Raw genomic sequence first — 25,001 nt, 5'->3', positions numbered from 1 at the left:
TAATTAGCCCACGAAGCCCGGCACGGGCGGCACATTGCCCGGGTAGGCCCAATAGGCCAGCACGGCACCGGCCACCAGCAATTGCACGGCGTTGATGGCCACGCTAAGCCTGTGCTTGGCATTAAAAGGAGCGGCGGCTGTTTTATCGCCAGCCAATTCGCGGTCGCGCAGTGCGTTGATCTGCGGCATCAGCACCTGCCGCGTGTACACGCCGGCCAGCCCCACCACCGCGGTGGGCAGCAGCACCCAAATATTGGCCCCGGCCAGTGCCGCCAGCACGGTCCCCAACAGACCCAACACCACAATGTAGAGGTAATACCAAGGAAACACTGCCCGTATAAACGGCCCAGCGTGTTCCATGGGCAGTTTGGTAAACACCAGCGGCGCAAACACCGCAGAGAACATCAACATTCCGCCAAACAAGGCGCCCAGCGCCAGGGTTGTTGCCACATTGAACCAATCCATACATCACCTGCTTTAAAACAACTGCAAGCACCCATTATGGCCCAAAATGACTCCAAACTCGTCCCCCACGGCCATCACTGGGGGCGCAGCTGCTCACCTACACTAAGCGTCATCCTTTCCAACTCTGAGAACAACACACCATGGCTTCCACCCCCAACCTTGTTTTAGAAGTGGCCATTGTCGGCGCCGGCGTGTCTGGCCTGGGCATGGGCATCCAACTGCTGAAAGCGGGCGAGAAAAATTTCCGCATCTTTGACAAAGGCCACGATGTCGGCGGCACTTGGCGCGACAACACTTACCCCGGCTGCGGTTGCGACGTAAAAAGCAGCCTGTACAGCTATTCATTCGAGCCCTGGGCCGAGTGGAGCAATAGCTACGCCAAGCAGGGCGAAATTTATAAATACCTGCGCCACTGCGCCACCAAATACGGTGTGTACCCCTACATCCAATTCAACACCAGCGTAACGGGCGCCAGCTACGACGAGCAAACTGGACTGTGGAGCATCACCACCGACCAGGGTCAAACCGTGCAGGCCAAAAATGTGGTCACCGCCGTGGGCCCGTTTGCAGCGCCCAAAATGGCCGAGTTTAAAAACGCAGGCGCTTTCAAAGGCAAAGTGATTCACACCGCCGCTTGGGATCATTCGGTGGACCTGAAAGGCAAGCGCGTGGGGTTAATCGGCACGGGCGCAACCGCTGTGCAGGTGGGGCCAGCCATTGCTGACCAAGTCAGCCAACTGGTGGTGTTTCAACGCACCGCCAACTGGATCATGCCGCGCCCCGACCGCCGCATCGAGGAGCGCGAGAAAGCCCTGTACCGCAAAGCACCCCTGAACATGAAGCTAAACCGGCTGGGCGTGTATTGGTTTAACGAGATCACAGCACCGTTTTTGATCTTGAAGTACGACGCCTTCAAAGCCCAGCCCGAAAAAATGGCCAGCAGCTACCTGCGCCGCAAGGTCAAAGACCCCGAGCTTCGCAAAAAGCTAACGCCCAACTTTAAGTTTGGCTGCAAGCGCGTGCTGGTAAGCTCCGACTGGTACCCCACCATGCAAAAGCCCAATGTGCACCTGGAAACCACGGGCATTGAGCAGTTCACCGAGAAGGGCATACGCCTGGCCGATGGCACCGAGCACGAGCTGGACGTGGTGATTTACGCCACCGGCTACGAGGTGCGCCACACCGGCTCACCGATTGATGCCAAAGGCATTGGCGGGGCCAGCCTGCACGACAAATGGAAAAACGGGGCTGAAGCTTACCAGGGTATTACCACCGCAGGGTTTCCAAATCTGTACTGCTTGGTGGGGCCATTCACCGGCCCGGGCCACACGTCAGTCATTGCCTATGCCGAAGCGCAAATCAACTATGTGATTCAAGCGGTAAAGCTTCGCAACGCTCGCAAACTGAAAGCCATCGAGGTAAAGCCTGAAGTTGAGCAGGCCTTTGTGAAGGTGATGGACAACCGCAGCGAGCACACCGTGTGGAAAAGCGGCTGCGCCAGTTGGTACCTGAGCCCCAACGGGCGAAACAACACCCTGTACCCCGGTTTGAATGCCGAATACCGGCTGCGCATCGCTCGATTTAACCCAGCTGACTACCGTTTGGTGGGCAAAAGTGGCAAAGAGTTAAAGCCCAGGCTGGCCGACCACCTGCGCACGGGTGTGCAGGCTTTGAAGGTGATGTAATTACTGAAAAAGAATAGCCTCGAGGCGTGCCTGCACATCGTCGACCACCCATTGAGGCACGCCCTCTTTTTTGCTGGCTTTACGGGCGCGCCAGTCGAGTGCTTTTAATTGGTGACAGTGCACAGCGCCCTGCGTGTGGGTGCCGCTGCCCATCAGTGTAACCACGGTGCCAAAGCTGCGCTGGCTTGCGGCCACACCCTGCGAGATGGGGCACATCATGGCCAGACCCAACTGGTTGAAAGGCTTTCCACTGACCACCAAGGCATAGTGGGGACCTTTCATTTCCTGGCCAGTGGCGGGGTCAAATTGCAGGTGAACAATATCACCGCGACTTGGTACGTAGGCCATCAAACCTTCTCCTGTCCAAGGTCGGGTATTTCGTCCCAGCCTTTGACCATGGGCAGCCCTTCAGTTTGGGTTTCTTTCAGCAGGTCGCTTAGTTTGTAGTGGGGGCGCGAAGGTACCTCCACCACCATTTTTTTGCCGCTCATTGCCAGTTCCACTTGCGAGCCTTCCTTCAGATTGTTGAGGTTTACAAAAGCCTTGGGAATGGTCATCACCAAGGAGCCACCCGCTTTACGTAAAGTTTGTTTCATGCAGGTTCCACCTATATTTCACGATAGATAAATCACAAACAAAGTAGAACAAAAATAAAACAAAGTCCAGGCCCGAAATAAGCCTTGATTTGTGCATCAAGGTTTGTCACATTGTTAGTCAACCCACGCAAATGCACATGCGTTTAGCGAGGGGCTAACACAACGACATACATTTGCCATGGCTTTGAAGAAACTTCACATTTCAGAGGTTACCCACCTGCTGCGCACCCGTCGCCGCGAGTTGGGCCTCACCCAAAAACAGTTGGGCGAATTGTTGGGCATCGATCAACGCACCGTGTCCAGCCTGGAAAAAAATCCAGGCTCTATCAGTGCCAATCGCTTGTTCAATGTGCTCAGTGCTTTACAAATTACGCTGTATGCGTCATCGGATGCCCGGGACGAATCCAGCATGTCGCGCGTCACAGTTGACCAACTGTTCCGCAACGCAAAAATTTTGTAAACGCTGGCTTATTCGACCGAAAAACTGGAGCCACAACCACAGGTGGTTGTGGCTTGAGGGTTGTTAAACACGAAGCGGGCACTCAACGTGTGCTGCTCGTAGTCAATTTGTGTGCCTTCCAGGTAGGGGGCGCTGAAGGGGTCCACGTACAACTTGATGTAGGGGTTAATTTCCACCTCAATGTCGTCATCGTTTAGCTCTTTTGCCATGTCGATTTTGTACTCAAAGCCAGAGCAGCCGCCCCCCTGCACATACAAGCGAATCATGGCTGGCTTGTGCATGTTGTCACGCAAATCCAAAATGCGCTCTTGTGCGGCATCGGTCAAAGTGATGTTGCAAGTGGGGGTGTGTACGTCGGCTTGGCTCATGTCAAATCAGTTGGGTGGCCGCCTTTTCGGTCTCGCAGCTAGAAATTTTCCAACCGCCCTCGGCGCGTTTTTCCAGCACGTAGTATACGTTCCACAGGGTTTTGTGGCGGTCGGTCATCTGCAGCACGTGTAGAGCGTTGGCTCCATCGCTTTCAAAGCGCACAAAGCGCACTGCATCAGGCCGGTACACCACATCGTAGCCCTCGCGCACCATGTTCATGAAGGTGGCCGCGTCGCCAAACATGGTTTGAATGTTGGGGGTGGCGTAAGAAAATGCCTTTTTGCCGTCGTTGGCCTTGAAAGCGGCCAGTTGAGCTTCAATCACGGCGCGGGTGTCGCGTTGGTCTTGCTCGGGGTTGGCCAGTGCGCTTTTGGTAAAGGCAGCCGCCAGGCCAATGGTAAAAATCAAAATCCAAAGCTTCCAGATTTTTTGCTGAAAAGCCCGTTCCCGTTCCAGGTAACGCTTGCTACTGGGGGGCTCTGCGGGGCGATCGTTCGATGAACTGGGCATGCCTGCATTCCTGTACTACCAAGGAAAAATGAGTTTGCATAAAAAACAGGCGCTTTGCAACTGGGCCAGAAGCGAGGGTCGGCTTGACCTCGGAGCACCATTGCTTTTAAATAGAAGCGGTGTGGAGCATATCCCGTCTGCATATCCCACTCCATTAACCTCGGGTGTTTCATGGCCAAATCAACAGTGTTCACAAGCAGCCGCTCTCAGGCGGTTCGTATTCCCAAAGCCTTGGCGCTGCCAGCCGACGTGAAGGTGGTGGAGGTGGTGGCAGTTGGGCGCACGCGCATCATTTCGCCCGCTGGCGAGGCATGGGTGGCGTGGTTTGAGGGCCCAAGCGTCACAGATGATTTTATGCAAGACCGCGATCAGCCAGGCATGCAAGATCGGGAAAGCTTCTGATGCTTAAGTTCATGCTCGATACCAACATTTGCATTTACACCATTAAAAACAAACCCCCAGAGGTGCGCGAAAAATTTGAAAAACATGCCGGGCAAATGTGCATTAGCAGCGTTACCCTCATGGAGCTTGTTTACGGTGCAGAATGCTCTTTGAACCCCGATCGAAACCTAGAGGTGGTCGAAGGATTTGTGGCCCGTCTGCAGGTTCTGGACTTCGATCATCATGCAGCCGTGCATGCGGCACAATTGCGAGCGGAACTAAAAAAGGCTGGCCAACCAATCGGTGCTTACGATGTGCAGTTGGCTGGTCACGCTCGAAGCCGCGGCTACATCATGGTCACCCACAACCTCAAGGAATTTGCCCGTGTCCCAGGCTTGCGGCACGAAACCTGGATTTCATGAATGTTTCAAACTGTTAAATATTACAGTCACAAAACTCTCACCGGGCTGTAACACATCCTCCTCACAATCCCACGGGTTTAACACGGAGGTAGTGATGTCCAACATGTCTCAAAAAGAGCTGGAAATTCTGTCCAGCCCCACATTCCAAGAAATCATCAACACGCACCTGGACAACCCGGGTCGCCGCACCATTTTAAAAGGCTCCATGGGCGTGGCCGCCTTGGGCTTTTTGGGCCTGGCCGGATGTGGTGGCGATGGTGTGGCCGCTGGTGCCAGCGGCACCGCACAGCTCAGCGCCGTGGGCTTTAGCTCCACCCCGTTGAGCCTGGCCGACTCGGTGCAAGTGGCCCCGGGCTACCAGTTTCAGGTGCTGTATAAATTGGGCGACCCCATTGCCAACGGCATTGCAGACTACGCCAACGATGGCAGCGATGCGGCCAACAACCCTTCCGAATTCCAGTTCCGCAGCGGCGACCACCACGATGGCATGTACTTCTTTGGTTTGGGCGCCAACAACACCTGGGACCCGAATGTGAGCGACCGGGGTCTGCTCGTGATCAACCACGAAGCCATCACCCCTTTGTTTTTGCATGCCAATGGCCCCACCAGCACGGGCGGCGTGCGCAACGCCAACGAGGCCTTGAAAGAAATGTACATTCATGGGGTGTCCGTGGTTGAAGTGCGCCGTGGCAGCAATGGCCAGTACAGCGTGGTGAAAGGCTCTCCATTCAATCGCCGCGTGCACACCTTCACCGACATGGAAATCAGCGGCCCCCTGCGCGGCGTGCCAGCCATGGTCACCAAGTATTCGCCCAACGGCACCCGCACGCGCGGCACCATCAACAACTGCGCCAGCGGCTACACCCCTTGGGGCACCTACTTGGCCTGCGAAGAAAACTGGGCAGGCTATTTTGGCAACACCAACAACACCGGGCGCAGCAGCAACGACCAAGCCTCCATGCGCCGTTATGGCGTGCGCACCAGCGGCGCTGGCCGCGAAGGCTGGAGCACCGGCAGCGATGTGGGCCAGGTGGGCGAACCCTTTGGCCGCTGGAATGTGGCCATTGCAGGTGCCACCGCGGCGGATGACTATCGCAACGCCCATTTCACCTACGGCTACAACGTTGAAATCGACCCTTTCCGCCCCAACAGCACCCCCAAAAAACGCACCGCCATGGGTCGTTTTGCCCATGAGGGCGCCTGGGTGGGCCCCGTGGAAGCTGGCAAGCCCGTGGTGTTTTACATGGGTTGTGATTCCCGTTACGAGTACATTTACAAGTTTGTGTCCACCGCCAACTGGGACCCCGCCGACATGATGGGCGGCCTGCAAGCAGGCGACAAATACCTGGACTTTGGCAAACTGTACGTGGCGCGTTTTGATGCCGACTTCACCGGCGATTGGCTCGACCTGGCCACGGTGGCCAACGGCACCGTGGTGAACACCGTGCGCGGCAGCGGCTCGCTGTCCACCGCGGCCATCACCTACACCGTCACCGATGCCAACGAGCAATTCCTCAACACCCGCTTGATTGCTGACATTGCAGGTGGCACCCCCATGGACCGCCCAGAATGGGGCGCCGTGAACCCTCGCAATGGCGAGGTGTACATGACACTGACCAACAACACCAGCCGCACCACGGCAGACCCAGCCAACCCGCGGGTGTACTTCGACCGCGACGACGATGGCGATGGCATTGGGGATTCGGGGTCTCGCGGCAACGTGAACGGCCACGTCATTCGTTGGCGTGAAGACGGCCGCAACCCCGCTGCGGTTGGCTTTGCATGGGACATCTACCTCTTTGGTGCCGAAACCGACGACCTCACCAACCCCAATGTCAACATCTCTGGGCTCACCGCAGACAATGTGTTGTCCAGCCCCGATGGCTTGTGGTTCTCTCAAAAAACTGGCGTGCTCTACATTCAAACTGACGATGGCGCCTTCACCGACACCTCCAACTGCATGTTGCTGGCCGCTGTACCCGGTGAAGTGGGCGATGGCAGCACCCTCACCGTGGACAACACCAAAGCAAATGGCGGCGTGGTGACCACCCGTGCGGGCAACGTGGGCACTCTGCGCCGCTTGTTGGTGGGCCCGGTGGAGAGCGAAATCACTGGCCTCACCGAAAGCCCAGACGGCAAGGCCCTGTTTGTGAACATTCAGCACCCCGGGGAGGACACCGGTAACCTGACCGCCGCACCCACCAGCGCATGGCCCTACAGCCTGCCCGGTGGCGGCTTCGGCAACCCACCCGCGGGTGTAGTGCCCGTGGTGGGCAACCGCCCACGGTCGGCCACCATTGTGATCACCCGCGTGGATGGTGGCTTGGTGGGCCAGTAAGACGGGTTGCAGACCCTGGGCGAGTGCGCCTGGGGTTCTGTTGATTCGGGTTTTTTAGTTTCGGTCTTTTTTAGTCACCCCACTCGGTTTTAAAGCCCTGTGGGGTGAATCCTTTTTTGGGTGTGGCAGGTAATAAATCAAATAACCTGCTGGAGTGTAGGTCGTGCGCTGTTCGTGTTCTTCCCCCGTTTTGCCCTTGGCGGCCCTTGGTTTGGCCATGGGTTTCGTGTTTGCCGTGCCTGCGCAAGCGCAAATTCGTTCTGCCAAACCGCTTGCCCCCGTGGTGGCCGAGTTGCAAGACGCTGTGCCCATGCGCTGGATTGTGAACACCGGCGGCCTTGGCCCGGCAGAGCCGACCAGCGCCCAGTTGCAAAAGCAAATTCAAACCGCCGTGGGCGTGCCTGTGCGCGTTTTGCGCCCCATGCTACAGCCCGGCAGCGTGTTGGTCGAATTTCAGGATGTGCCAAAGCTTGGCCGGCTTCAAAGTGCACAGGCTGTGATGCAGGCGCTCAATGCCTTGCCCGGTGTGCGTTTTGCTAGCCCCGACCTGCCCCTGCGGCGCACGGCAGTACCCACCCCCAATGACCCGGTGTACAGCAGCAACCAGGCCATCTACATGGACAGCAATGCCTACGCCAGCCTGGGCATGCGCGGTGTGTGGCAACAAACCCGCGGCAGCAGCGGTGTGGTGTTGGCGGTGCTCGACAGTGGGGTGTTGTTTAACCACCCCGAGTTGCGCGGGCGCTTGTTGCCCGGCTACGACTTTGTTAGCCGCGCCACCCCACCCACGGGCCAGACCGAAACAGGCCGCGTGTTGGACAATGGCTCAAATGATGGCGATGGCCGCGACCCCGACCCGTCTGACCCCGGCGATGCGCCCCCACCTGGCTTTGCGTGCACCGATGGCAGCACAGACAGCTCCTTCCACGGCACCGCTGTGGCCTCGGTGGCGGCTGCGCAAAGCAACAACGGCACTTTTTTAACGGGCATGGACTGGAATGCAAAGGTACTGCCAGTGCGGGTTTCGGGGCGGTGTGGCATTGCCACCAGCGCCGACATTGTGGACGCCTTTTACTGGGCCAGTGGCTCGGGCCGTGTGGACCCCATGATCGGCTTCAACCCAAATCCAGCCAAGGTCATAAACCTAAGCTTTTCGACCAACACGCCTTTGTTGGGTGGGGGGGGCTGCACGGGCAGCGCGGCGGCCTCACTGCGGCAAGCCATTGGCGATGCGGTGGCGCTGGGGGTGAGTGTGGTTATTTCTGCGGGCAACAACCAAGGTGGGGCGGTTGAGTTTCCGGCCAGTTGCCCCGGTGCGATTGCAGCCAGCGCGGCCTTGTCCACTGGCCAACTGGCCACCTACACCGCCAAAGGCAGCACCGCCGAGGGGGCGCTAACCATAGCCGCGCCGGGCGATGCCAATGGCCGCTATGCGGGTGCCAGCAACCCCGGCTTGCCCAATGGGCAGCCCAACAACAATGCGCACAGCGCCGCATTGTTTGCAGGCACCAGCTTTTCTGCGCCCATGGTGGCCGGCACCATCAGCTTGCTCAAGGCCGTGCGGCCAACCTTAAGCCCAGCCGAAGTGGCCAACCTGTTGCGCAGCAGCGCCCGGGCCTACCCCGCCAACGCCGACTTTACGGGCACCTTGCTCGGCGGGGTTAGACGCACAGCCTGCACCCCGGCAAGTTGTGGCGCGGGCCTGCTCGACCCGCTTCAGGCGCTGCTGCAAGCCCGCGCCTTACCCAGTGCGCCACCCGTGGCCAACGTGCCCCAATCGATGGCAAGCACGGCCAACGGCGGCTTAAGCCTGGATGCCAGTTTGTCCACCAACAGCAATGGTGGTACCGCCAACCTAAGCTTTGCCTGGCAGCAGGTGTTTGGCAACCCCCTTGCTTTGGCTGGCACCACCAGCAGCACGGTGCAGGTGCTTGGCGGATTGAACAACAACATTGCCGAGCTGCAACTCACCGTGACCGACACCGCCACCAATCGCAGCAACACCGGCTTGGTGCGATTGGTGGGCACAGGTGCCAATGAGCAAACCTTCACCCAGGGTGGGGGAGGACCGCCAGTGGCTGGCTCCGGGGGAACGTCCACGGGCGCTAGCGAAACAGCGGGAGGCTCTGCCTCCAGTGGCGGTGGCCCCAACACGGGTGGAGGCGGTGGCGGCTCGCTGGCTTGGCTGGGGCTGCTTGCTTTGGCTGGTTTGGTGGGGGGGTGGCGCTTGCGCTAGCGGCATGGCTCGGCGTTTGTGTATTGTTATTGGGATAGAATCGCTGAAGTTCTGGTCATATCCCATTCAATAACAAAGCACTTTACGCACCCCATGACCACAGAAATCGAGCACAAGCCTTATTCCGTCCGTTGGGAATACGCCTGCGTGGCCGGCATTCTGGCCATTTGGGTCACCATGCTGTCTCTCAAAATCGGTGTGGGCCTCATTGCCGGCCTGGCAATTTTTGCGCTCACCCGGTTCACCAGGCGTGGCTTTATTCGCCTGCTTCAGCCCCACATCAACCGTTTCAAAGGCCGTTATTTAAGGGCTTTGTTTGGCTGGCTGCCCACGGTGCTTACGGTGGGGGTGGTGGCCTTGGCGGTGTTTCTGATTGGCGTGGGGTTTAACAGCGGCGTGCGCTTTGTGGTGGCCACCATGACCCAACAAGGCCCCCAACTGGTGGACGAAGCCCTGCGCAACCTGAACACGGTCACCGCCAGCCTGCCCGATGCCGTGCGCCAGCACATACCGGGCAAACCAAGCGACCTGTACAAAATGCTGACCAAGGAAGAAGGCGACGTGATGGGCTACGTGCGCAACTTTGGTGGTGCCAGCTTTTTTATTTTTTTGCAGTTGGTGTTTGCGCTTATTTTGGGGGTGTCGGCCGCACTCATGAGCAGCGCCGTGCCCACCCAAATGACCACTGCCGTCAAGCCCTTGGCCAATGCCTGGCTGGCCGCGCTAGAAAACTACGTGCGCAGTTTCACCCTGCTCATGGGCGCGCAGGTGTATGTCAGCATCTGGAACACCTTTTGCACAGCCGTGTTTGTTTACGGCATTCTGCCCACCTTCGACGTTATTTTGCCCTTCCGCGAGCTGTTGCTCATGTTCACCGCCGTGGCCAGCCTTATACCAGCGGCGGGCAACATCATGGCCAACACGCTGATATTGGTGCTCACCATTCGCTATGGCGTGCTCGTGGCCCTGGGCTCAGTGATGTACCTCTTCATCATCCACAAGCTGGAATATTTCATCAACGGCTTCATCATTGGCCGCAATGTGCGCGCCAGCGTACCCGAAATGCTGATCGCCATCATTCTGGGCGAAGTGGCCTTTGGCCTGCCCGGTCTGATTACAGCGCCGGTTACGTATGCATTTCTTAAAATGCACTGGCAGCGGTGGGGGTGGGTTTGATCGACCAAAATCACTCGAAAAAGCCCGTGGTGGTGAGGCTGGCCGGTGGCCTAGGCAATCAGATGTTCCAGTATGCGGCGGGTCTTGCGCTCGCCACTCGACTGGGTGCGCAGTTGCACATTGATACGCGTGAATACGAATCGTACACCCTGCATGATTTTGGTTTGTTGCAGTGGAATATCAGTGCGACGGTTGCGCCTCCTTACATTCTTTCCCAGTGTTCAACGCTTCGAATTCGTTTGGGTAACAAAATTCCATTGTTGTTAGGGCGCTGGCTCTTTTTCAAAGAACCCTCTCTAGCCTTTGATCCAGCCTGGCTTGAATTAAGAGACGGTAAATGGCTGCTTGGGTATTTCCAAAGTGAAGCATACTTCATGACTGTAAGGGCGAAACTACTGAAAGAATTCACCTTGCGAGACCCGCTAGGTGAAAGAGCGCGGAAGTACTTAGAAGCAATTCAGCGCTGCGTAGCAGTGGCAGTTCACGTGCGTCGTGGCGATTACATAAGCAACTCTGCCACACTTAGAATTCACGGCGTTTGCAGTCCACAGTATTATCAGCGCGCCATCCTTTCAATACAGAACAGGGTCAAGCTTGCGCGCTTCTTTGTTTTCTCCAATGACCCAATGTGGGCCAAGGCCAATATTGACTGGCCGGAAGCAACCGTGTTCGTTGAAACTGAAGATGGCCGGGCTGCCGTGGATATGGCCTTGATGGCAGCCTGTCAGCATCACATCGTCGCAAACAGTTCCTATAGTTGGTGGGGGGCGTGGCTTTCGCAAGCTGATCAAGGCATCAAGATTGCGCCAAAACCTTGGTTTGATGACTCTCGTTATAAGGAGCAAACTCTCGTGCCCACTCAATGGGAGCGAATTCAAAAGTGAAGGCCCCCTTTTTTAGCGTCATCATGCCTATTCATCGTTGGCATGAATTGCTACCGTTGGCAATTCAAAGTATTTTGAAGCAAACCGATTCGGATTTCGAGTTTCTAATTGCTGCAAACGGTCCGGCCTCTTTAGAGCTTGAAGAGCAGCTGACCCCCTTTGTTAAAAACGATGCGCGTGTGCGCATTGTCTCCACGCCAATGCCGGGATTAGTATTTGCCCTTAATTTGCTGATCCAACAGGCCCGAGGGGCTTATTTGGTGCGTATGGATGGGGATGATTTGTCTGAGCCAAATCGTTTGGAAACCATGCGTCACTTTCTTTTGCAATACCCTGAGACGGATGTGTTGGGCTCTAATTACCTCATGATCGATTCTCATGGAGACATAATCAAAATATCGAGTCTGCCGGAATTCAATTCGACGATTCGTCGGCTTTTACCGTTCAACTGCGTCCTAGCTCATCCCACTGTGGCCATGCGCACCTCCTTGGTTCTGTCATTGCAAGGCTACATGTATGGTCATGCTTCTGAAGATTACGATTTGTGGCTGCGTATGTTGCGGCGTAGACCAAAGGTTGTATTTCACAACCTAAGGGAGGCTGTTTTTCGTTACCGCGTGCATGCCGGGCAGTCTACTGGAGCCGACCGCATTGGCCTGTTCGTGGCCCACGATATCGGGCTGCGCTTGCGCGAATTTTTGCTAACCGCTAACCCCATGTTTATCGTCGGAATCTTTCGTTCGCTGGTGCAACTCGTGGTACGAAAAGTGCAGGCCTGGACAGGAAAACGCGCATGAATACGCCCGTCAAGCCTTCAATTGCGCTTATCACCACCACAGTATTGCAGGTAAAGTTTTTTCTCGTACCACATTTGAATGCCCTGGCTGAGCGCTACGAAGTCACCCTGATCTTAAAAAACGATTTTCCCGAGATTCTGGACAGTCTTCGTTTACCTGTGAGGTTTCATTTCGTTCCCATTGAGCGAGCCGTGTCGCCCAAGCGGGATTTGCGAGCATTGTGGTCTTTGTTTTGGTATTTGCGTAAAGAGCGTTTTGTGTTGGTGCATACGGTCAATCCTAAAGCAGGATTATTGGGAATTGTGGCAGCTTGGTTTGCTCGTACGCCCATTCGTATTCACACCTTTCAAGGCGAAATTTGGGCCAACAAAACTGGGTTATGGCGCCAAATCCTTCGGGGTATGGATTGGCTGGTGGGTCGCTTAGCCAGTCATCTAACTGTGGTTAGTGAATCGGAGAGACAGGTGTTAATTCAAGAGGGGCTGATTTCGGCCAGAAAGTCCTGTGTATTGGCGCATGGGTCAATTGGCGGTGTCAATCTTGAATTGTTTAAGTCAGATCAACAACTTCGGGTTTCGCAGCGTGCCGCCTTGGGCTACCGAGAACAAGATGTTGTATTCACTTATTTGGGCCGTTTGACTCGCGACAAAGGTTTGTTGGAGTTGCGCGAAGCATTCGGTGCGCTTGCGGCGGTGCACCCTCAAGCGCAGTTGCTCTTGATTGGCCCAGACGAGGATCAGATTGTGGAGCAATATCAGCCGCTGTGCGCCGCATACCCTGGTCGCGTACAATTTCAGCCCTACACCGCAACGCCACAGCTAGCACTTCAAACCGCGGATGTCTTGATGTTGCCAAGCCATAGGGAAGGATTTGGTGTCGTGATTATTGAAGCTGCAGCGCTGGGCATTCCGGCCATTGGTAGTCAAATTTATGGAATTTCTGACGCTATGGTTGATCATGACACCGGTTTGATGTTCCCCTGTGGAAACATCGAAGCCCTGCGAGAATGCATGCAACAGTTACTCAATGTAGACCTGCGTCGCCGTTTGGGGCTTGCAGCTCAAGTGCGCGTGCGTCGTGATTTTGACCAGCGAATGGTCGTGCAGGCGTTTTTAGAATACTACCAAGAGTTGCTGAGGGGGCGTTTGTGAGCAATCACTGGTTCGTCTTATGCCTCTTTGTGGGTGTCTTTGCCGCGGCTTTCACAGGTACTGGTTTGGTGCGTCAATATTCATTGCGCAAAGGTGTGATGGACAACCCCAACCACCGCAGCTCGCATGTATACCCCACACCCCGTGGCGGAGGGGCTGCGATTGTGTTCGCATTTCTGGTGGGTTTGCTAATTCAACAACTGTGGTTTGGTTTCAACGGGTTTTTAATCACGCTGATGTTAGGCGCATTGGCAGTAGCTGCCATTGGTTTTGTAGATGATCATCGGCACGTCCCAGCCCGAATCCGCTTTCTCATCCATGTATTGGCTGCTACGGTGGTCGTGTTGGCTGTGCCCAGTCCAGTTGAGCTTGATCTCGGTCTGGCCAGTCTTTATGTCACAGGCATGTTGCTTCCGTTGGTAGCGCTTGGTGTTGTGTGGTTATTGAACCTCACCAACTTTATGGATGGGATTGATGGAATCGCCGGGGTGCAAACCTGCGCTGGCTGCGGTTTGGTGGCTTTATTGCTTTTGACCGCCGGCGCGCCATCAGATCTGTTTTGCCCACCTGTGCTGCTTGCTCTGTCCTCGCTTGGTTTTCTCTGTTGGAATTTTCCGCCAGCCAAAATTTTTATGGGCGACGTGGGTAGCGGTACGCTAGGCTTGCTGTTTGGTGGTCTGGCCTGGTGGCACGCCAGTGCCGATTCGAAGTGGTTGTACGTGTGGCTTATTATCCTCGGAGTGTTCGTTGTGGACGCCACGTACACTCTGTTGCGGCGAGCTGCGCAAGGAGAAAAATTGAGCCTGCCACACCGGTCGCACGCCTATCAGCATGCCACCCAGCGCTTGGGTTCGCATCGCAAAGTCACTCTCGGTGTGCTGGCCATCATTCTGCTATGGTTGGCGCCTTGGGCCGCCTTGGTTGCATTTTCCGTTCTCAACGGTATGCTTGCATTGCTAATCGCCTATGCACCCTTGTTGGCTTGTGCCGTGTATTTGCGCGCTGGGCAAGCGGATTCCTTTAAATTTAATCACTCATGAGTCAAGCACCTTCTTTTTGGAGCAAGTTTTCCGGTGCAAGGGGCATGGCAATCGCCTTGCCACGAACCGCCAAGCAGTTTCTGTTGATAACGGTCGACTTCTTTGGGCTTTTCTTTGCCGTATGGGCTGCGTATGGGCTGCGTGTGGGGGAACTCCCAGTGCTTCCTTTGTGGCAGATTTTGTTGTTTGCTGCAGCTCCCGCATTTGCCATCCCAGTGTTTATGCTCAATGGCTTATACCGGTCCGTGATTCGGTATGTGGGTGAAAAAGCCCTCTGGACCATTGTTAAATGCATGTTTCTTGCAACCTTGCTGTGGGCGAGTTTGGTGTTCTTTCTCGATGTTCAGCGATTTGAAGCAGCGCCACGATCAGTGCCCATTTTGTATTTCATGTTGGGAACGTTGTTGGTGGCAGCGAGTCGTTTTGGTGCACGCTGGTTGATCTGGCTCCCGGTGCGTCGAGTCAACAGTTCTAGGCAAGTGCTTATCTTTGGCGCCAACGAAACCGGTATTCAACTCGCAAATTCGCTGGGGCAGGGTAAAGAAATGTTTCCTGCCGGTTTTGTGGACGATAACCCCAGTTTGATTCACAAAGATGTATCGGGTTTCCGCGTGTATCCCCCAGAGCGTTTACCCTTCCTGATCGATCATTACGAAATTGCCGACGTTATCGTGTGTCTACCCGACGCATCCAGCGCCCGCCGCCGCGAAGTGGTCGCTATGCTTGAGTCGCACCAGCTTAAGGTGCGGATCTTGCCTCCCCTCGCCGATATTGCCTCGGGCAAGAATTTGGTGAATCTGGTGCGCGAAGTAGATGTGGGCGATTTACTTGGCCGTGACCCTGTGGTTGCCGACCCAGCTTTATTGGGCAAGTGCATATACAACAAGGTGGTACTGGTTACCGGTGCAGGGGGCAGCATCGGAAGTGAACTTTGCCGACAAATTGCCCTATTGGGGCCATGCAAACTGGTTTTGTTCGAGCAAAGTGAGCCAGCACTTTATCAGGTACACCGTAAACTTTTACAGATGGGGACTTGCGAGGTTGTTCCGGTACTAGGTTCTGTAGTGGATCAATATGCGGTATCCAACCTTTTTAAAGCACATAGCATTCAAACGGTATATCACGCGGCGGCGCACAAGCATGTGCCTTTGGTGGAAAGCAACATCAGCGAGGGCGTAAAAAATAACGTGCTGGGCACCCAAAATTTGGCACGTCACGCCTGGCAGGCTTGTGTTGAAAGTTTTGTGCTAATCAGCACAGACAAAGCAGTGCGCCCAACCAATGTCATGGGCGCCACCAAGCGTTGGGCTGAGCTGGTGCTTCAGCAAGAATATGAGCAATCTATCCAGCAGGCCCAGCTCAATGGAAGTAACGGCACCGTGTTTTGTGCCGTGCGGTTCGGCAATGTGTTGGGGTCCTCAGGCAGTGTCATTCCTCTCTTTCGCGAGCAGATTCTGGCGGGTGGCCCAGTCACTGTGACACATCCCGAAGTGGTTCGTTATTTCATGAGTATTCATGAAGCAGTTGAGTTGGTCATTCAGGCGGGTAGCTTGGCCAAAGGCGGGGAGGTGTTTCTTCTGGATATGGGCGATAGCGTCAAGATCGTCGATTTGGCGCGCAATATGATCCAGCTGGCTGGTTTTCAACCCTTGGATCCTGTAACGGGGCAGGGCGATATTCCAATTCAGTTCAGTGGTCTTCGCCCGGGGGAAAAGCTCTATGAAGAATTGTTGATTGACAAGGAAAACGCGCAACCCACCAGCCACAGTAAAATTATGTCGGCTCATGAGTCGTTGTTCAGCCAGACCGAGTTCCAAGTATTGCTGGAAGAACTGCTCAGTTGCATCGAGCAAAACCAGATCGATCGAGCCAAAGCGCTGTTACTTAAGGTGGCTTGTCAATGAGTGCTGCAGGCCCTTCGAGTCATATCCAGCGCCCGATTCTCTACCACCTGCCAGCTTTGCTTCTGGCCTTGACTACGTTTTTTATTCCCATCAAACCAGCGCCAGCAAACTTATTTCTCGTTCTCACGCTGTTCTCGGTATTCTTAACAACCACGCACCGCTCTCAACTTCAAAAAACCTTGCTCAGTGCAGTGGGTTTGGCGTCGCTGGGTTTTTTTGCAATGTTAGTGATGTCGCAACTGTATTCAAATAGCACCTGGGCCGACGCGGGTGACTATCTATCGAAATACGCCCGGCTGGCTTACATCCCTTTTCTTGCGGCCGCCGTGCTAAATAGGCATCATGTTATTTGGGTGCTGGCCAGTTTTTCAGCTGGTATGTTGCTCACCCTGTTGCTTAGCTTCAGCATAGTAATTCATCCCGAGTCCTGTGACTTGTTAATGCTTCGAGGTTGCGGACCACAGTCCAACCCGACTGTATTCAAACTTCACATCACGCAGAACTATTTCATGGCGTTGGCCGCAGCTTTGTGGGCTTATTTTTTTCTTTTGCTGCAGGCCCGACCTCAAACTCGTACGTGGTCGCTTGTTGCGCTTGTGTTCGCAGCGCTGGCTTTGATGAATGTCTTGTTCATGGTTGACGGGCGAACTGGCTGGGTGGTCGTTGGTGTGTTGCTAAGCTATCTGTTTTATCAACGCTTTGGCTTGAAGGGTGCATTGGCGGGCGCGATAGTTACCGTATTTCTGCTGGTCTTGGCCCTTGTGCTGGTACCTGCTTTGCAACAGATTTTCGGAGCTGCCTTGCAGGAGTTTCACACATGGATGAAACACGGCGTAGCGGAGGGACGAAGCGGTATGCGCCTCACCTATTACACTCACGCGGTGCAGGCGATTGCCGAAAAACCTTTATTCGGTCACGGCCTGGGCGGTGTGCGCCATGCCCTGAACTTGGCTGCGCTAAATGACCCCAACTTTGCATTAAACAATCCGCACAACCAGTATTTGTTGTTTGGTGTGCAAATTGGTCTGCTTGGCCTCGCGATGTATTTAGCTTATTTGGGTTTTCTTTTCCGAGCTTCCATGCAGTTGCCTGTGGGTCGCAATTTGCCGACAGCTTTTTTACTCACCTTCGCCGTGGGTAATTTGTTTAATTCGTTTCATTTCGACATGAGTGAAGCCATGTTGTTTATGGTGAGCACCGCATTGGTGTGTTCAGGTTGTGCTGGTTCGCTTAAGGGGGCTACACGTGTCTGAAGGTGTGTCGATTCAAATCGTTTTACCTAACTTTAATTCGGTCAAATACCTTGCACGCGTGATCGATTCTTTCCTGGCTCAGCAATATCCCCACAAAAAACTTTGGATTGTGGATGGAAAGTCGAGCGACGACTCCCATGCCGTGATTGAGCGCTATGCAAAAAAGCACCCTGAAATCGAATGGATAAACCAAGCCGACAGCGGTATTTCCAACGCGATCAACCTCGCTTTGCCTCACATCGATTCGGATGCTATTTGGGGGTACCTGGGTTCAGACGATATTTTGTTGCCCGGCGTTTTTGAACAAGTGGCTCAGGCGTTTAAACTGGAACCGAGTTTGGACGGCCTTTACTTTGATTGCTACAGCTTCACCCCGGGGCGCAATATGCTTTACCAGCGTTGCCCCGACCTACCTTTCAGCGTTCGTTCTTTGATAAAGCACGGCACTCTGGTTGGTCTACAGAACATTTTTGTTCGAGCCGATCTGGTCAAGCGGTTTCAATTCAATGAACAAGCCCGTTACGGCATGGATTACGAGCTTTACTTGCGCTTGGCCGCTAATGGTCATCAGGTTTTTATGCACAAACCGGTTGCGTCTACGATCAATATCGCAGATGGCAATATTTCTACCGTATTCAGCGCCAAGGCCAATCGCGAGGCCCTGAGATTTGCTCTTGGTATTGCAGGGCCAAGTTTTTTACTGGCTTGGCGCTACGTAAGGCACTGGTTGATGTTGGTACTGCGAAGGGTGGTCAAGCGCCATGGTTAGGCTTGCCTCTTACGTTTCCTCGGGTGTGTTCAACAACGATGTGTTTAATCGCCAAAGTCCTAACAATCGAGACCACGGTTTTGAAGCCACTATTTTGCTAAAAGACTTGTTTGCTCAGCACGGCATCGAATTAAATACGCCCGATGTAAATGCCGGGAAGCTCGTGGAATTTGAGATCCATCTGGATGCAAGAGAGACTCCCTTTTCGGGGCCGAAGTACCTCATCAAACTAGAGACTCCCGCCATTCACAAAGCCAACGCCAACCCCCGGTTGTTGACCAGTTACCGCAAAATTTTCACCTGGAACGATACGCAGGTTGACGGTCAGCGACATATCAAACTGAATTTCCCGAATCTGCTGGAGCACTCGCCGTTTGTACCGTTTGCTCAACGCACCCGATTTTGCTGTGTTATTGCGGGCAACAAATCGGTGGCCAACCACGATGACCGTGAGTTGTATTCCGAACGGGTTAATAGCATTCGCTGGTTTGAACAACATGCACCCAGCGAGTTTGATTTATATGGCACGGACTGGAATTTTCCACCACCACCACCAGGCTTGTTAGGCAAATTGCATACCCGCTTTTGGCGTGTTTTCGCCCCTTGGCTCAAATTCAAGTTTTTTCCGTCCTACCGCGGGCGTGTTGCCTGCAAAAGCCAAGTACTGTCGAACACGCGTTTCAGCCTTTGTTACGAAAACGTACGTGATGTTCCGGGCTATATCACCGAGAAAATATTTGATTGTTTTCTTTCCGGCTGTGTACCGGTTTACTGGGGCGCCAATAACATCAGCGATCATATTCCTGCGGATTGTTTCGTCGACCGGCGCCACTTCAACACCACTGCAGAGGTTTATGCACACCTTCGCCAAATGGACGATGCAACCTACACTGGGTATCAAGAACGCATTTCGAGTTTTCTAGGCAGCTCGCGGGCCAAGCCTTTTGGTATCCATGCTTTTGCGAGCACGATAGTGCAGCACATCACAATGGAGCATCCCCTTGAAGGCTGACATCCTATGGGTGGCAGGTGGGCGACTGGTGGCCGCTTTGGCCACGCTGGTGGCTATACGAGTGGCCACGACCTTATTGGAACCCAATGAGTATGGTCTATTTACCGTACTCGCGACTTTCCAGATGTTTTGTGGTCTGTTTCTGGTCAATCCCGTGGGCCAATACATCAACCGGCACACCCACGAGTGGGGTGACGATGGCACCCTGTATGCCCGTTTGGCCCGTTTTCGTAGCTATGTGCTGGTTGTCGCAGCCATGGGTGCCTTGACCGCCGGCGTTTGGGCCGAAATGCGCCCCCCACTTTCCTCTTCCCAGCCTCTTGGCTACATGCTGGTTGTTTTTTTTATGGTTGTCGCTGCAACCTGGAATGCCACTTACGTGGTGCTGTTGAACATGTTTGGCCTACGGGCCTCCTCGGTGTTATGGGGGACGGGTACAGTGGTGCTGGGTTTGATGGCTTCTTCAGCTTTGGTACTTGTATTTGGTGGTGGGCTGTCCTGGTTCGCGGGGCAAGCTGCCGGCATGGCACTGGGTGCAATTGGGGCGCGGCGCATATTGTTCAAAAGTCGACCAAAGCCCGCAATTATGCCTCTAAAGCCTTTGCTTGAAGCTGGCGCTTTAAGGCATTACGTGGTGCCGCTTGCGGTGGCCACTGGGTTCATGTGGTGTTTGGTTTCAGGCTACCGCCTGGTCATTGATTGGCACTGGGGTCTCGCTGCATTGGGTACACTGGCAGTAGGGTTTACGCTGTCCACCCAACTGTGGGGCTTGGCTGAATCGCTTGGCATGCAGTATTTGTTTCCCTTGTATTACCGGCGCATTGCTAAAGCCGATAAAAAAGAGGGCGCTCAGGCTTTTTCCGATTTGTTGAACACTCTCGGCCCGGTGTACGTGGTGCTGGCGGCCGCCATATTGCCCTCGGCGGCTGCCTTACTCAAGGTCTTTGTATCGGCCCAGTACGCAAACGTGGTGCTTTTCCTGCAGTGGGGGGCACTATTTGAGTTTTGCCGGGTGGCGGGCAACCTGTTGGGTAGCGCCGCGCAGGTAGAGCGCCGTATGAATGTATTAATCTTGCCGTATTTGGCGGGCTCTGCAGTGCTGATCGTTGGATTACTGGCCCTGCGACAAAGTAATGCACAAATTGAAGATGCAGCCGCGTTGGTGGCGACCTCCGGTGCCGTCATGCTGGTTGTCATGGGATCACTCATGCGCTGGCGCCTACCCTATCGTTTTGATCCTGGACGTTGGGGTTTTGCAGGCATGGTGCTGGTTTGCAGTGTCGCCATCGTCTACAGGCTCGACTTTGCTGTTCAAAACATTCAAGAGGCGCTACTGCATGTGGCTGTTGTGGGGGTGTTCAGTTTGCTATGCCTGGTTGCTTTGTTGTGGAAAAACCCGGCACTCAGGCAGCTCATGGCAGTGCGCTTGTCCGATTCTGCACAATCTAACTAACTGCCGCACGCCCTCAGTACGTTCTTTAGGCTGTTCCACAGTCGATGTTTTACCTGGTCAGGGTGGTGCGTGTGCTCGGCCTCGGCCACTCCAGCGTTGGCCAATTTTGTGAATGCAACTTCGTCGCGCAAACGGTCAATCTCTAGGGCCATCTCTTGCTCACTTCGCACGGTGATGCCCCCCGCCATCAAGGGCAGGCAGCCAGTGGCTCGCGCAACAAACGGAGTACCCAGCGCCATAGAGTCCAGCACTGTTAGGGGTTGGCATTCAGTGTGAGAGCCGCTTAAAAACAGCCTCGCGTTTTGGTAGGCAGGCACCAGTTCGTGACTACTCAGGTCTTCTTTGAACTTCACCCACTTCGACTCAATGCCCAGTGAATTGGCCAAGCGTTCCAACGCACGCAGTTCGACAGTCGCCGACTGCCCATAAAAAGTGAGGGTTTCTCTGTTCTTGGCCTGGCTTTTCGCATAGGCACGAAGCACGAAATCATGGCCCTTGGTCCAGTGGTAGGCACCAATCGCGATAAGGCCTCGCCGCTTTTCCCAAGGCAAGTTGCTTGGCATGGAATTTAGAGTGTAGTCGGGCAGGGCGTTGGGTATCACATGAAACGGCACTTTTAGTCGTTTGGCCAGTCGAAGGTCGTCAAAACGACTGTCACAACCGTCTGGAGCAAGTACAAAAAAACCATCTAGTGTTCTCAGAATCCCTTTCAGCCTCCATGCGTATGGTCGCCACAAAACGTAGCGCGCCAAAGACCTAAACCAGTTCGTACTGGTCAGAATATTTGTCGCAAGGCCGTGGCTAAACATCACCTTTTTACCAGCGATGTCGCGCAGGTTATTTAACACAATGTCGGCAGCCCAGTTTTGCCAAGCGTTCATCAGGATTAAATCAAATCGGCTTTGCTTCAAGTATTGGGTGTAGCCACACACATCGCCTTTCAGTGGAGTGGCCAGAAAATTAGCACCAGTGACAGCAAATCGTTCAATTGAATATCCTTCGGGGTGTAGCAACGTTTCACGCCGTTCGCCGTGGGTCGCGATGGTTACCTTGACCCCACATTGGCCCAGCATCAAAGCTTGCAATCGCACCGCGTTGCCCAGTCCACTATTAAACGGGGGAAAGGTGGGCGTGGTAATCAAAATGTTCACTTTACGTCCTGCCTTTTCAGTTCAAGCCAAGCCAAGCGCAGTGCACTTTTTAGGGTAGCCAGGGTGGGGCGCTGTTGTTTCAATAGTTCTGCACCAAGTGTTTTGGCTTTTGCGCGGTGCAACGCTTTGGGCGATCTGGCGTAAAAACCGAACCACTTTTCACGCCAATGAGCCAGTGCTTCAGGGTACGCTTGTTGATCTTTGTGCAGATCAAGAATGTCACGTTCGGCTGCCCGCATTTTTTCAGGGTTACCAGTCAAATGGTTGTCGTGGCGGCGGTAATAGGCCAAAAATTCGTCCAAATACCCAATTTTTTGGGTTTTCGCAATTTCCAGCCACATGTACCAATCGTCAATGTAGTGCGCACCGTACTCAAACTGGGCATACACATCGGCGCGTATTAGCGCGCTCAAACCATTGATGTGAAAACGCCCGCACAGCAAGTCATCGAAGACATCACCACTGCGGCAATTTTCCCGAATGCGCAGCGTTTCGCGGGAATGTTCATCGACCTGAATCAGGTTGGAATGCACCATGGCGTACTGTGGGTTTCGCTCCATGAAATCCACCAGCCGCGCAAGTTTATTGAGATGGAAAAAATCGTCCGATGCCAATAGCGCCACATATTTTCCCGTTACAAGTTGCTTGGCCCGGTTCAGAGTGGTCACCACACCCGCATTGGGCTGATGCTCAAAGTAAAAACCATATTGGCGAGCCAAGTCAGCCAGAATGTGCGGACTACGGTCGGATGAACCATCATCAATCACGATGAGCTCAACATTGGGGTGGCTTTGGTTCAAAACACTGCGAACAGATTCCTCCACATAACGCTCATGGTTGTAGCTTGGCAACAGCACGCTGACCAAAGGCACATGTGAGCTGTTTGCTGGTGTCGTGCTTGTCATCGGGGTTACTGAGGCCTGAAGGTCTTGCAGGTTTGAATAACGTGGTTGATCATGTTTTCGGTCATTCCAGGCCAAAGCGGCAAACTGAAAACCTCGTTGTGAATGGTTTCAGTGATTGGAAGACATCCTGCCTGCAGGCCCATGTGCGCATACGTTTTCTGCAAGTGTGGTGGCACAGGGTAATGCACCACAGTTTGTACCCCATGATCAGCCAAATGCGCTATCCACCGCGCACGCTCCGGGCTGCGCACGACGAACAGGTGCCAAGCCGACTCCATACCCTGTGGTACGTCAGGTAGCACTAGTGCAGTGGCCTTAAGCTCCTTTTGGTAACGGTCTACAATGGCGCGACGCTTGGCTTGGTCGGCCTCGTAGTGGTTAAGGCGCACACGCAGCATAGCGGCTTGAATCTCATCCAGCCGGGCATTCAAACCCATTAATTCATGTTGGTACTTCACTTCACTGCCGTAGTTGCGCAGCATGCGCACTTTGCGGGCAAGCTCCGCATCGTTGGTGGTCACCGCACCCGCATCTCCCAATGCGCCCAGATTTTTTCCAGGGTAAAAACTGAAAGCAGCAGCTGTGCCCAGGGCCCCCGCCCGCACTTTCGCTTGCTGGGCTCCATGCGCCTGAGCGGCGTCTTCAATCAACGGAAGGCCGTGGCCGTCAGCGATTGCTTTCAGGGCCACCATGTCGGCGGGCACTCCGTATAAATGCACCGCCATAATGGCTTTGGTCTTTTCGGTAATAGCTTGTTGAACGCCGTCCGGGTCGATGTTGAAACCTTGCGGCTTCGGTTCCACCGGCACCGGGGTGGCCCCGCACTGGGTCACTGCAAGCCAAGTGGCCACAAAGGTGGTGGCTGGTACAATCACTTCATCGCCAGGGCCAATATCAAGCGCCCGCAAAATCAAGTGCAGAGCGTCCAGCCCGTTGGAAACCCCAATGCAATGCGCTACGCCACAGTAATTCGCAAATTCACTTTCGAATGCACTTAGCTCTTTACCTAGAACGTACCAGCCGGAGCGCATGGCACGCAACACAGCTTCTTCCAACTCCCCTTGGTATTGTCCGTTGACCGCTTTCAGGTCTAAAAAAGGCACGTTCACGTCAAATTCAACCTGTAAAAATCGTTTACCATCGTGTGGCCACCATAACTTTCCTTGAAGGCCACCAACCCCTCGTTTAGCACGTGGCCTTCCTGTTCGGTTGAAATTCCAAAGCTTAACCAATTCCGGTGGGCGTACTCGTGTTCGATCAGCTCCGCAATTAAACAGTCCAGTGCGCCAAAATCACGCCCCAAAGGGGAATTGGCCAAATACTGGGTGTGCACGGCTCGACCAAAATCAAATATCCAGCAGCCCGCCATCAGTTGTCCATCCAGAAAGGCGCCAAAAAGGCGAATTTCTTCTTCAAAGCGTTGCATCAGCAACATCATTTCGTGTGTGCTGTGTACCGGTTTTGCACCATGGCGGGCAAGTGTATTTTCTAGCAGTGCCAAAAAAGGCGCAGGGTCTGTCATGGCCCGAATTTCAACGCCAGTCTTTCTGCCTTTGTTGATGATCCATTGGCGACCCTTTCCCCACTTCGGCCGATTGGCCAAGTCCACCACTGTTGATGCGTCTCGCCTCACCAACTGCGCTCCCATGCGGCTTAATGCATACAGATCATCTTCACATGCGGTTCGGTGAAACACGCGTGGCACGGGCTTGTAAAGCAAGGTTCTTGCACCCCGTTGCGCATAGTGGCGTGTCATCTCTTCAAACAACCGCAGGCACTGGGTCTGCCCCACATTTTGATCTACCAGTAAGCCTCCAAATGTGAGGCCTCCATGGGTTTGAACCTCGTCTGCCACACGGTTCGCAGGTAAAACAGCGACCAACTGGCGCTTAGAGTTAAAAGCCAATAAGGAACAATCCTCAAATCGGTGCGCGTGGTAATCCATGAACCCGCGCTTGTGCAACAACGTTCCGTTCCTTGCCCGGTTGACGAATTCGTCCCAACGGGTTGAGTCTGAGGGCTCGTAGGGTTTCAGTTCCATATT

General features: G+C 54.4%; 25 protein-coding genes. 16 read left to right on the top strand and 9 right to left on the bottom strand.

The genetic code is table 11. From position 1 onward, the window contains the following. Positions 1–3: 3 nt before the first annotated feature. Complete coding sequence (locus ACEQU8_RS13085; protein WP_370264189.1) at positions 4–465, bottom strand: DUF4149 domain-containing protein; 462 nt, start codon at positions 463–465, stop codon at positions 4–6. A 140-nt stretch (positions 466–605) separates the two neighbouring features. Between ACEQU8_RS13085 and ACEQU8_RS13080 the strand changes: the two genes are divergently transcribed. Further along, positions 606–2,150, top strand: coding sequence for a flavin-containing monooxygenase (locus tag ACEQU8_RS13080; RefSeq protein ID WP_370264187.1), 1,545 nt, complete (start codon positions 606–608; stop codon positions 2,148–2,150). Here ACEQU8_RS13080 and ACEQU8_RS13075 read toward each other — a convergent pair whose 3' ends face one another. Continuing rightward, complete coding sequence (locus ACEQU8_RS13075) at positions 2,151–2,498, bottom strand: type II toxin-antitoxin system PemK/MazF family toxin (protein ID WP_370264186.1); 348 nt, start codon at positions 2,496–2,498, stop codon at positions 2,151–2,153. After that, on the bottom strand, positions 2,498–2,746 hold the full coding sequence (locus ACEQU8_RS13070) for an AbrB/MazE/SpoVT family DNA-binding domain-containing protein (RefSeq protein WP_370264185.1): 249 nt from the start codon (positions 2,744–2,746) through the stop codon (positions 2,498–2,500). The genes ACEQU8_RS13075 and ACEQU8_RS13070 overlap by 1 nt, the downstream gene beginning before the upstream one ends. A 178-nt stretch (positions 2,747–2,924) precedes the next feature. Here ACEQU8_RS13070 and ACEQU8_RS13065 point away from each other — a divergent pair, with 178 nt between their 5' ends. Next, positions 2,925–3,206: a helix-turn-helix domain-containing protein gene (locus tag ACEQU8_RS13065; protein ID WP_370264184.1), complete on the top strand. Its 282-nt coding sequence runs from the start codon at positions 2,925–2,927 to the stop codon at positions 3,204–3,206. Between the two features lie 8 nt (positions 3,207–3,214). On the opposite strand, the gene ACEQU8_RS13060 is transcribed toward ACEQU8_RS13065, so the two are convergent. Together ACEQU8_RS13060 and ACEQU8_RS13055 are read right to left on the bottom strand one after the other, a co-directional pair. Beyond that, positions 3,215–3,574 (bottom strand): HesB/IscA family protein, encoded by a 360-nt coding sequence (locus tag ACEQU8_RS13060; protein WP_370264182.1) that lies wholly within the window; start codon positions 3,572–3,574, stop codon positions 3,215–3,217. A gap of 1 nt (position 3,575) precedes the next feature. Beyond that, positions 3,576–4,085: a DUF4864 domain-containing protein gene (locus ACEQU8_RS13055; protein ID WP_370264181.1), complete on the bottom strand. Its 510-nt coding sequence runs from the start codon at positions 4,083–4,085 to the stop codon at positions 3,576–3,578. Positions 4,086–4,256: 171 nt separating this feature from the next. On the opposite strand from ACEQU8_RS13055, the gene vapB reads away from it, so the two are divergent. From vapB to ACEQU8_RS12985, 14 genes are all read left to right on the top strand, one after another. Continuing rightward, a complete protein-coding gene (gene vapB / locus ACEQU8_RS13050) occupies positions 4,257–4,487 on the top strand; it encodes a type II toxin-antitoxin system VapB family antitoxin (protein ID WP_370264180.1) in 231 nt (76 codons plus the stop codon). Further along, the gene (vapC, locus tag ACEQU8_RS13045) at positions 4,487–4,888 is read left to right on the top strand and encodes a tRNA(fMet)-specific endonuclease VapC (RefSeq protein WP_370264178.1); all 402 of its coding nucleotides are present in this window, start codon (positions 4,487–4,489) and stop codon (positions 4,886–4,888) included. The genes vapB and vapC overlap by 1 nt, the downstream gene beginning before the upstream one ends. Before the next feature lie 94 nt (positions 4,889–4,982). Further along, positions 4,983–7,226 carry a PhoX family phosphatase gene (locus ACEQU8_RS13040; RefSeq protein ID WP_370264177.1) on the top strand — a complete coding sequence of 748 codons (2,244 nt, stop codon included), beginning with the start codon at positions 4,983–4,985 and terminating at the stop codon, positions 7,224–7,226. A gap of 217 nt (positions 7,227–7,443) precedes the next feature. Beyond that, positions 7,444–9,462 carry a S8 family serine peptidase gene (locus ACEQU8_RS13035; RefSeq protein ID WP_370264176.1) on the top strand — a complete coding sequence of 673 codons (2,019 nt, stop codon included), beginning with the start codon at positions 7,444–7,446 and terminating at the stop codon, positions 9,460–9,462. Positions 9,463–9,555: 93 nt separating this feature from the next. Continuing rightward, entirely contained in the window at positions 9,556–10,638 is a 1,083-nt protein-coding gene (locus tag ACEQU8_RS13030; protein WP_370264174.1) for an AI-2E family transporter, read from the top strand. After that, positions 10,635–11,522: an alpha-1,2-fucosyltransferase gene (locus tag ACEQU8_RS13025; protein ID WP_370264173.1), complete on the top strand. Its 888-nt coding sequence runs from the start codon at positions 10,635–10,637 to the stop codon at positions 11,520–11,522. The genes ACEQU8_RS13030 and ACEQU8_RS13025 overlap by 4 nt, the downstream gene beginning before the upstream one ends. Continuing rightward, positions 11,501–12,319: a glycosyltransferase gene (locus ACEQU8_RS13020; RefSeq protein WP_370264172.1), complete on the top strand. Its 819-nt coding sequence runs from the start codon at positions 11,501–11,503 to the stop codon at positions 12,317–12,319. Before ACEQU8_RS13025 ends, ACEQU8_RS13020 begins: the two co-directional genes overlap by 22 nt. After that, entirely contained in the window at positions 12,316–13,470 is a 1,155-nt protein-coding gene (locus ACEQU8_RS13015; protein WP_370264171.1) for a glycosyltransferase, read from the top strand. Before ACEQU8_RS13020 ends, ACEQU8_RS13015 begins: the two co-directional genes overlap by 4 nt. A 68-nt stretch (positions 13,471–13,538) precedes the next feature. Further along, positions 13,539–14,510, top strand: coding sequence for a glycosyltransferase family 4 protein (locus ACEQU8_RS13010; RefSeq protein ID WP_370264170.1), 972 nt, complete (start codon positions 13,539–13,541; stop codon positions 14,508–14,510). Then, positions 14,507–16,414 carry a polysaccharide biosynthesis protein gene (locus ACEQU8_RS13005; protein WP_372521248.1) on the top strand — a complete coding sequence of 636 codons (1,908 nt, stop codon included), beginning with the start codon at positions 14,507–14,509 and terminating at the stop codon, positions 16,412–16,414. Before ACEQU8_RS13010 ends, ACEQU8_RS13005 begins: the two co-directional genes overlap by 4 nt. After that, a complete protein-coding gene (locus ACEQU8_RS13000; protein WP_370264167.1) occupies positions 16,411–17,667 on the top strand; it encodes an O-antigen ligase family protein in 1,257 nt (418 codons plus the stop codon). The genes ACEQU8_RS13005 and ACEQU8_RS13000 overlap by 4 nt, the downstream gene beginning before the upstream one ends. Beyond that, positions 17,660–18,436: a glycosyltransferase gene (locus ACEQU8_RS12995; RefSeq protein ID WP_370264166.1), complete on the top strand. Its 777-nt coding sequence runs from the start codon at positions 17,660–17,662 to the stop codon at positions 18,434–18,436. The genes ACEQU8_RS13000 and ACEQU8_RS12995 overlap by 8 nt, the downstream gene beginning before the upstream one ends. Next, entirely contained in the window at positions 18,429–19,448 is a 1,020-nt protein-coding gene (locus ACEQU8_RS12990) for a glycosyltransferase family 10 domain-containing protein (RefSeq protein WP_370264165.1), read from the top strand. The genes ACEQU8_RS12995 and ACEQU8_RS12990 overlap by 8 nt, the downstream gene beginning before the upstream one ends. Continuing rightward, complete coding sequence (locus ACEQU8_RS12985) at positions 19,438–20,901, top strand: lipopolysaccharide biosynthesis protein (protein ID WP_370264163.1); 1,464 nt, start codon at positions 19,438–19,440, stop codon at positions 20,899–20,901. The genes ACEQU8_RS12990 and ACEQU8_RS12985 overlap by 11 nt, the downstream gene beginning before the upstream one ends. Here the strand turns inward: ACEQU8_RS12985 and ACEQU8_RS12980 are convergent. Genes ACEQU8_RS12980 through ACEQU8_RS12965 form a run of 4 tightly spaced genes read right to left on the bottom strand, consistent with a single transcriptional unit; the run spans position 20,898 to position 24,998 of the window. Continuing rightward, positions 20,898–22,052, bottom strand: a complete 1,155-nt coding sequence (locus ACEQU8_RS12980; protein WP_370264162.1) for a glycosyltransferase family 4 protein — start codon at positions 22,050–22,052, stop codon at positions 20,898–20,900. The genes ACEQU8_RS12985 and ACEQU8_RS12980 overlap by 4 nt on opposite strands. Next, the gene (locus tag ACEQU8_RS12975) at positions 22,049–22,957 is read right to left on the bottom strand and encodes a glycosyltransferase family 2 protein (protein ID WP_370264161.1); all 909 of its coding nucleotides are present in this window, start codon (positions 22,955–22,957) and stop codon (positions 22,049–22,051) included. Before ACEQU8_RS12975 ends, ACEQU8_RS12980 begins: the two co-directional genes overlap by 4 nt. 5 nt (positions 22,958–22,962) lie before the next feature. Next, complete coding sequence (locus ACEQU8_RS12970) at positions 22,963–24,066, bottom strand: DegT/DnrJ/EryC1/StrS family aminotransferase (RefSeq protein ID WP_370264160.1); 1,104 nt, start codon at positions 24,064–24,066, stop codon at positions 22,963–22,965. Next, positions 24,063–24,998: a GNAT family N-acetyltransferase gene (locus ACEQU8_RS12965; protein ID WP_370264159.1), complete on the bottom strand. Its 936-nt coding sequence runs from the start codon at positions 24,996–24,998 to the stop codon at positions 24,063–24,065. Before ACEQU8_RS12965 ends, ACEQU8_RS12970 begins: the two co-directional genes overlap by 4 nt. Between the last annotated feature and the right edge of the window lie 3 nt (positions 24,999–25,001).

Origin of the sequence: Limnobacter sp. (assembly GCF_964228395.1) — a bacterium.
GTDB lineage: Bacteria > Pseudomonadota > Gammaproteobacteria > Burkholderiales > Burkholderiaceae_B > Limnobacter.
Note: the sequence above shows the minus strand (reverse complement) of the source record. Positions and strands in the feature narration are given on the sequence as shown.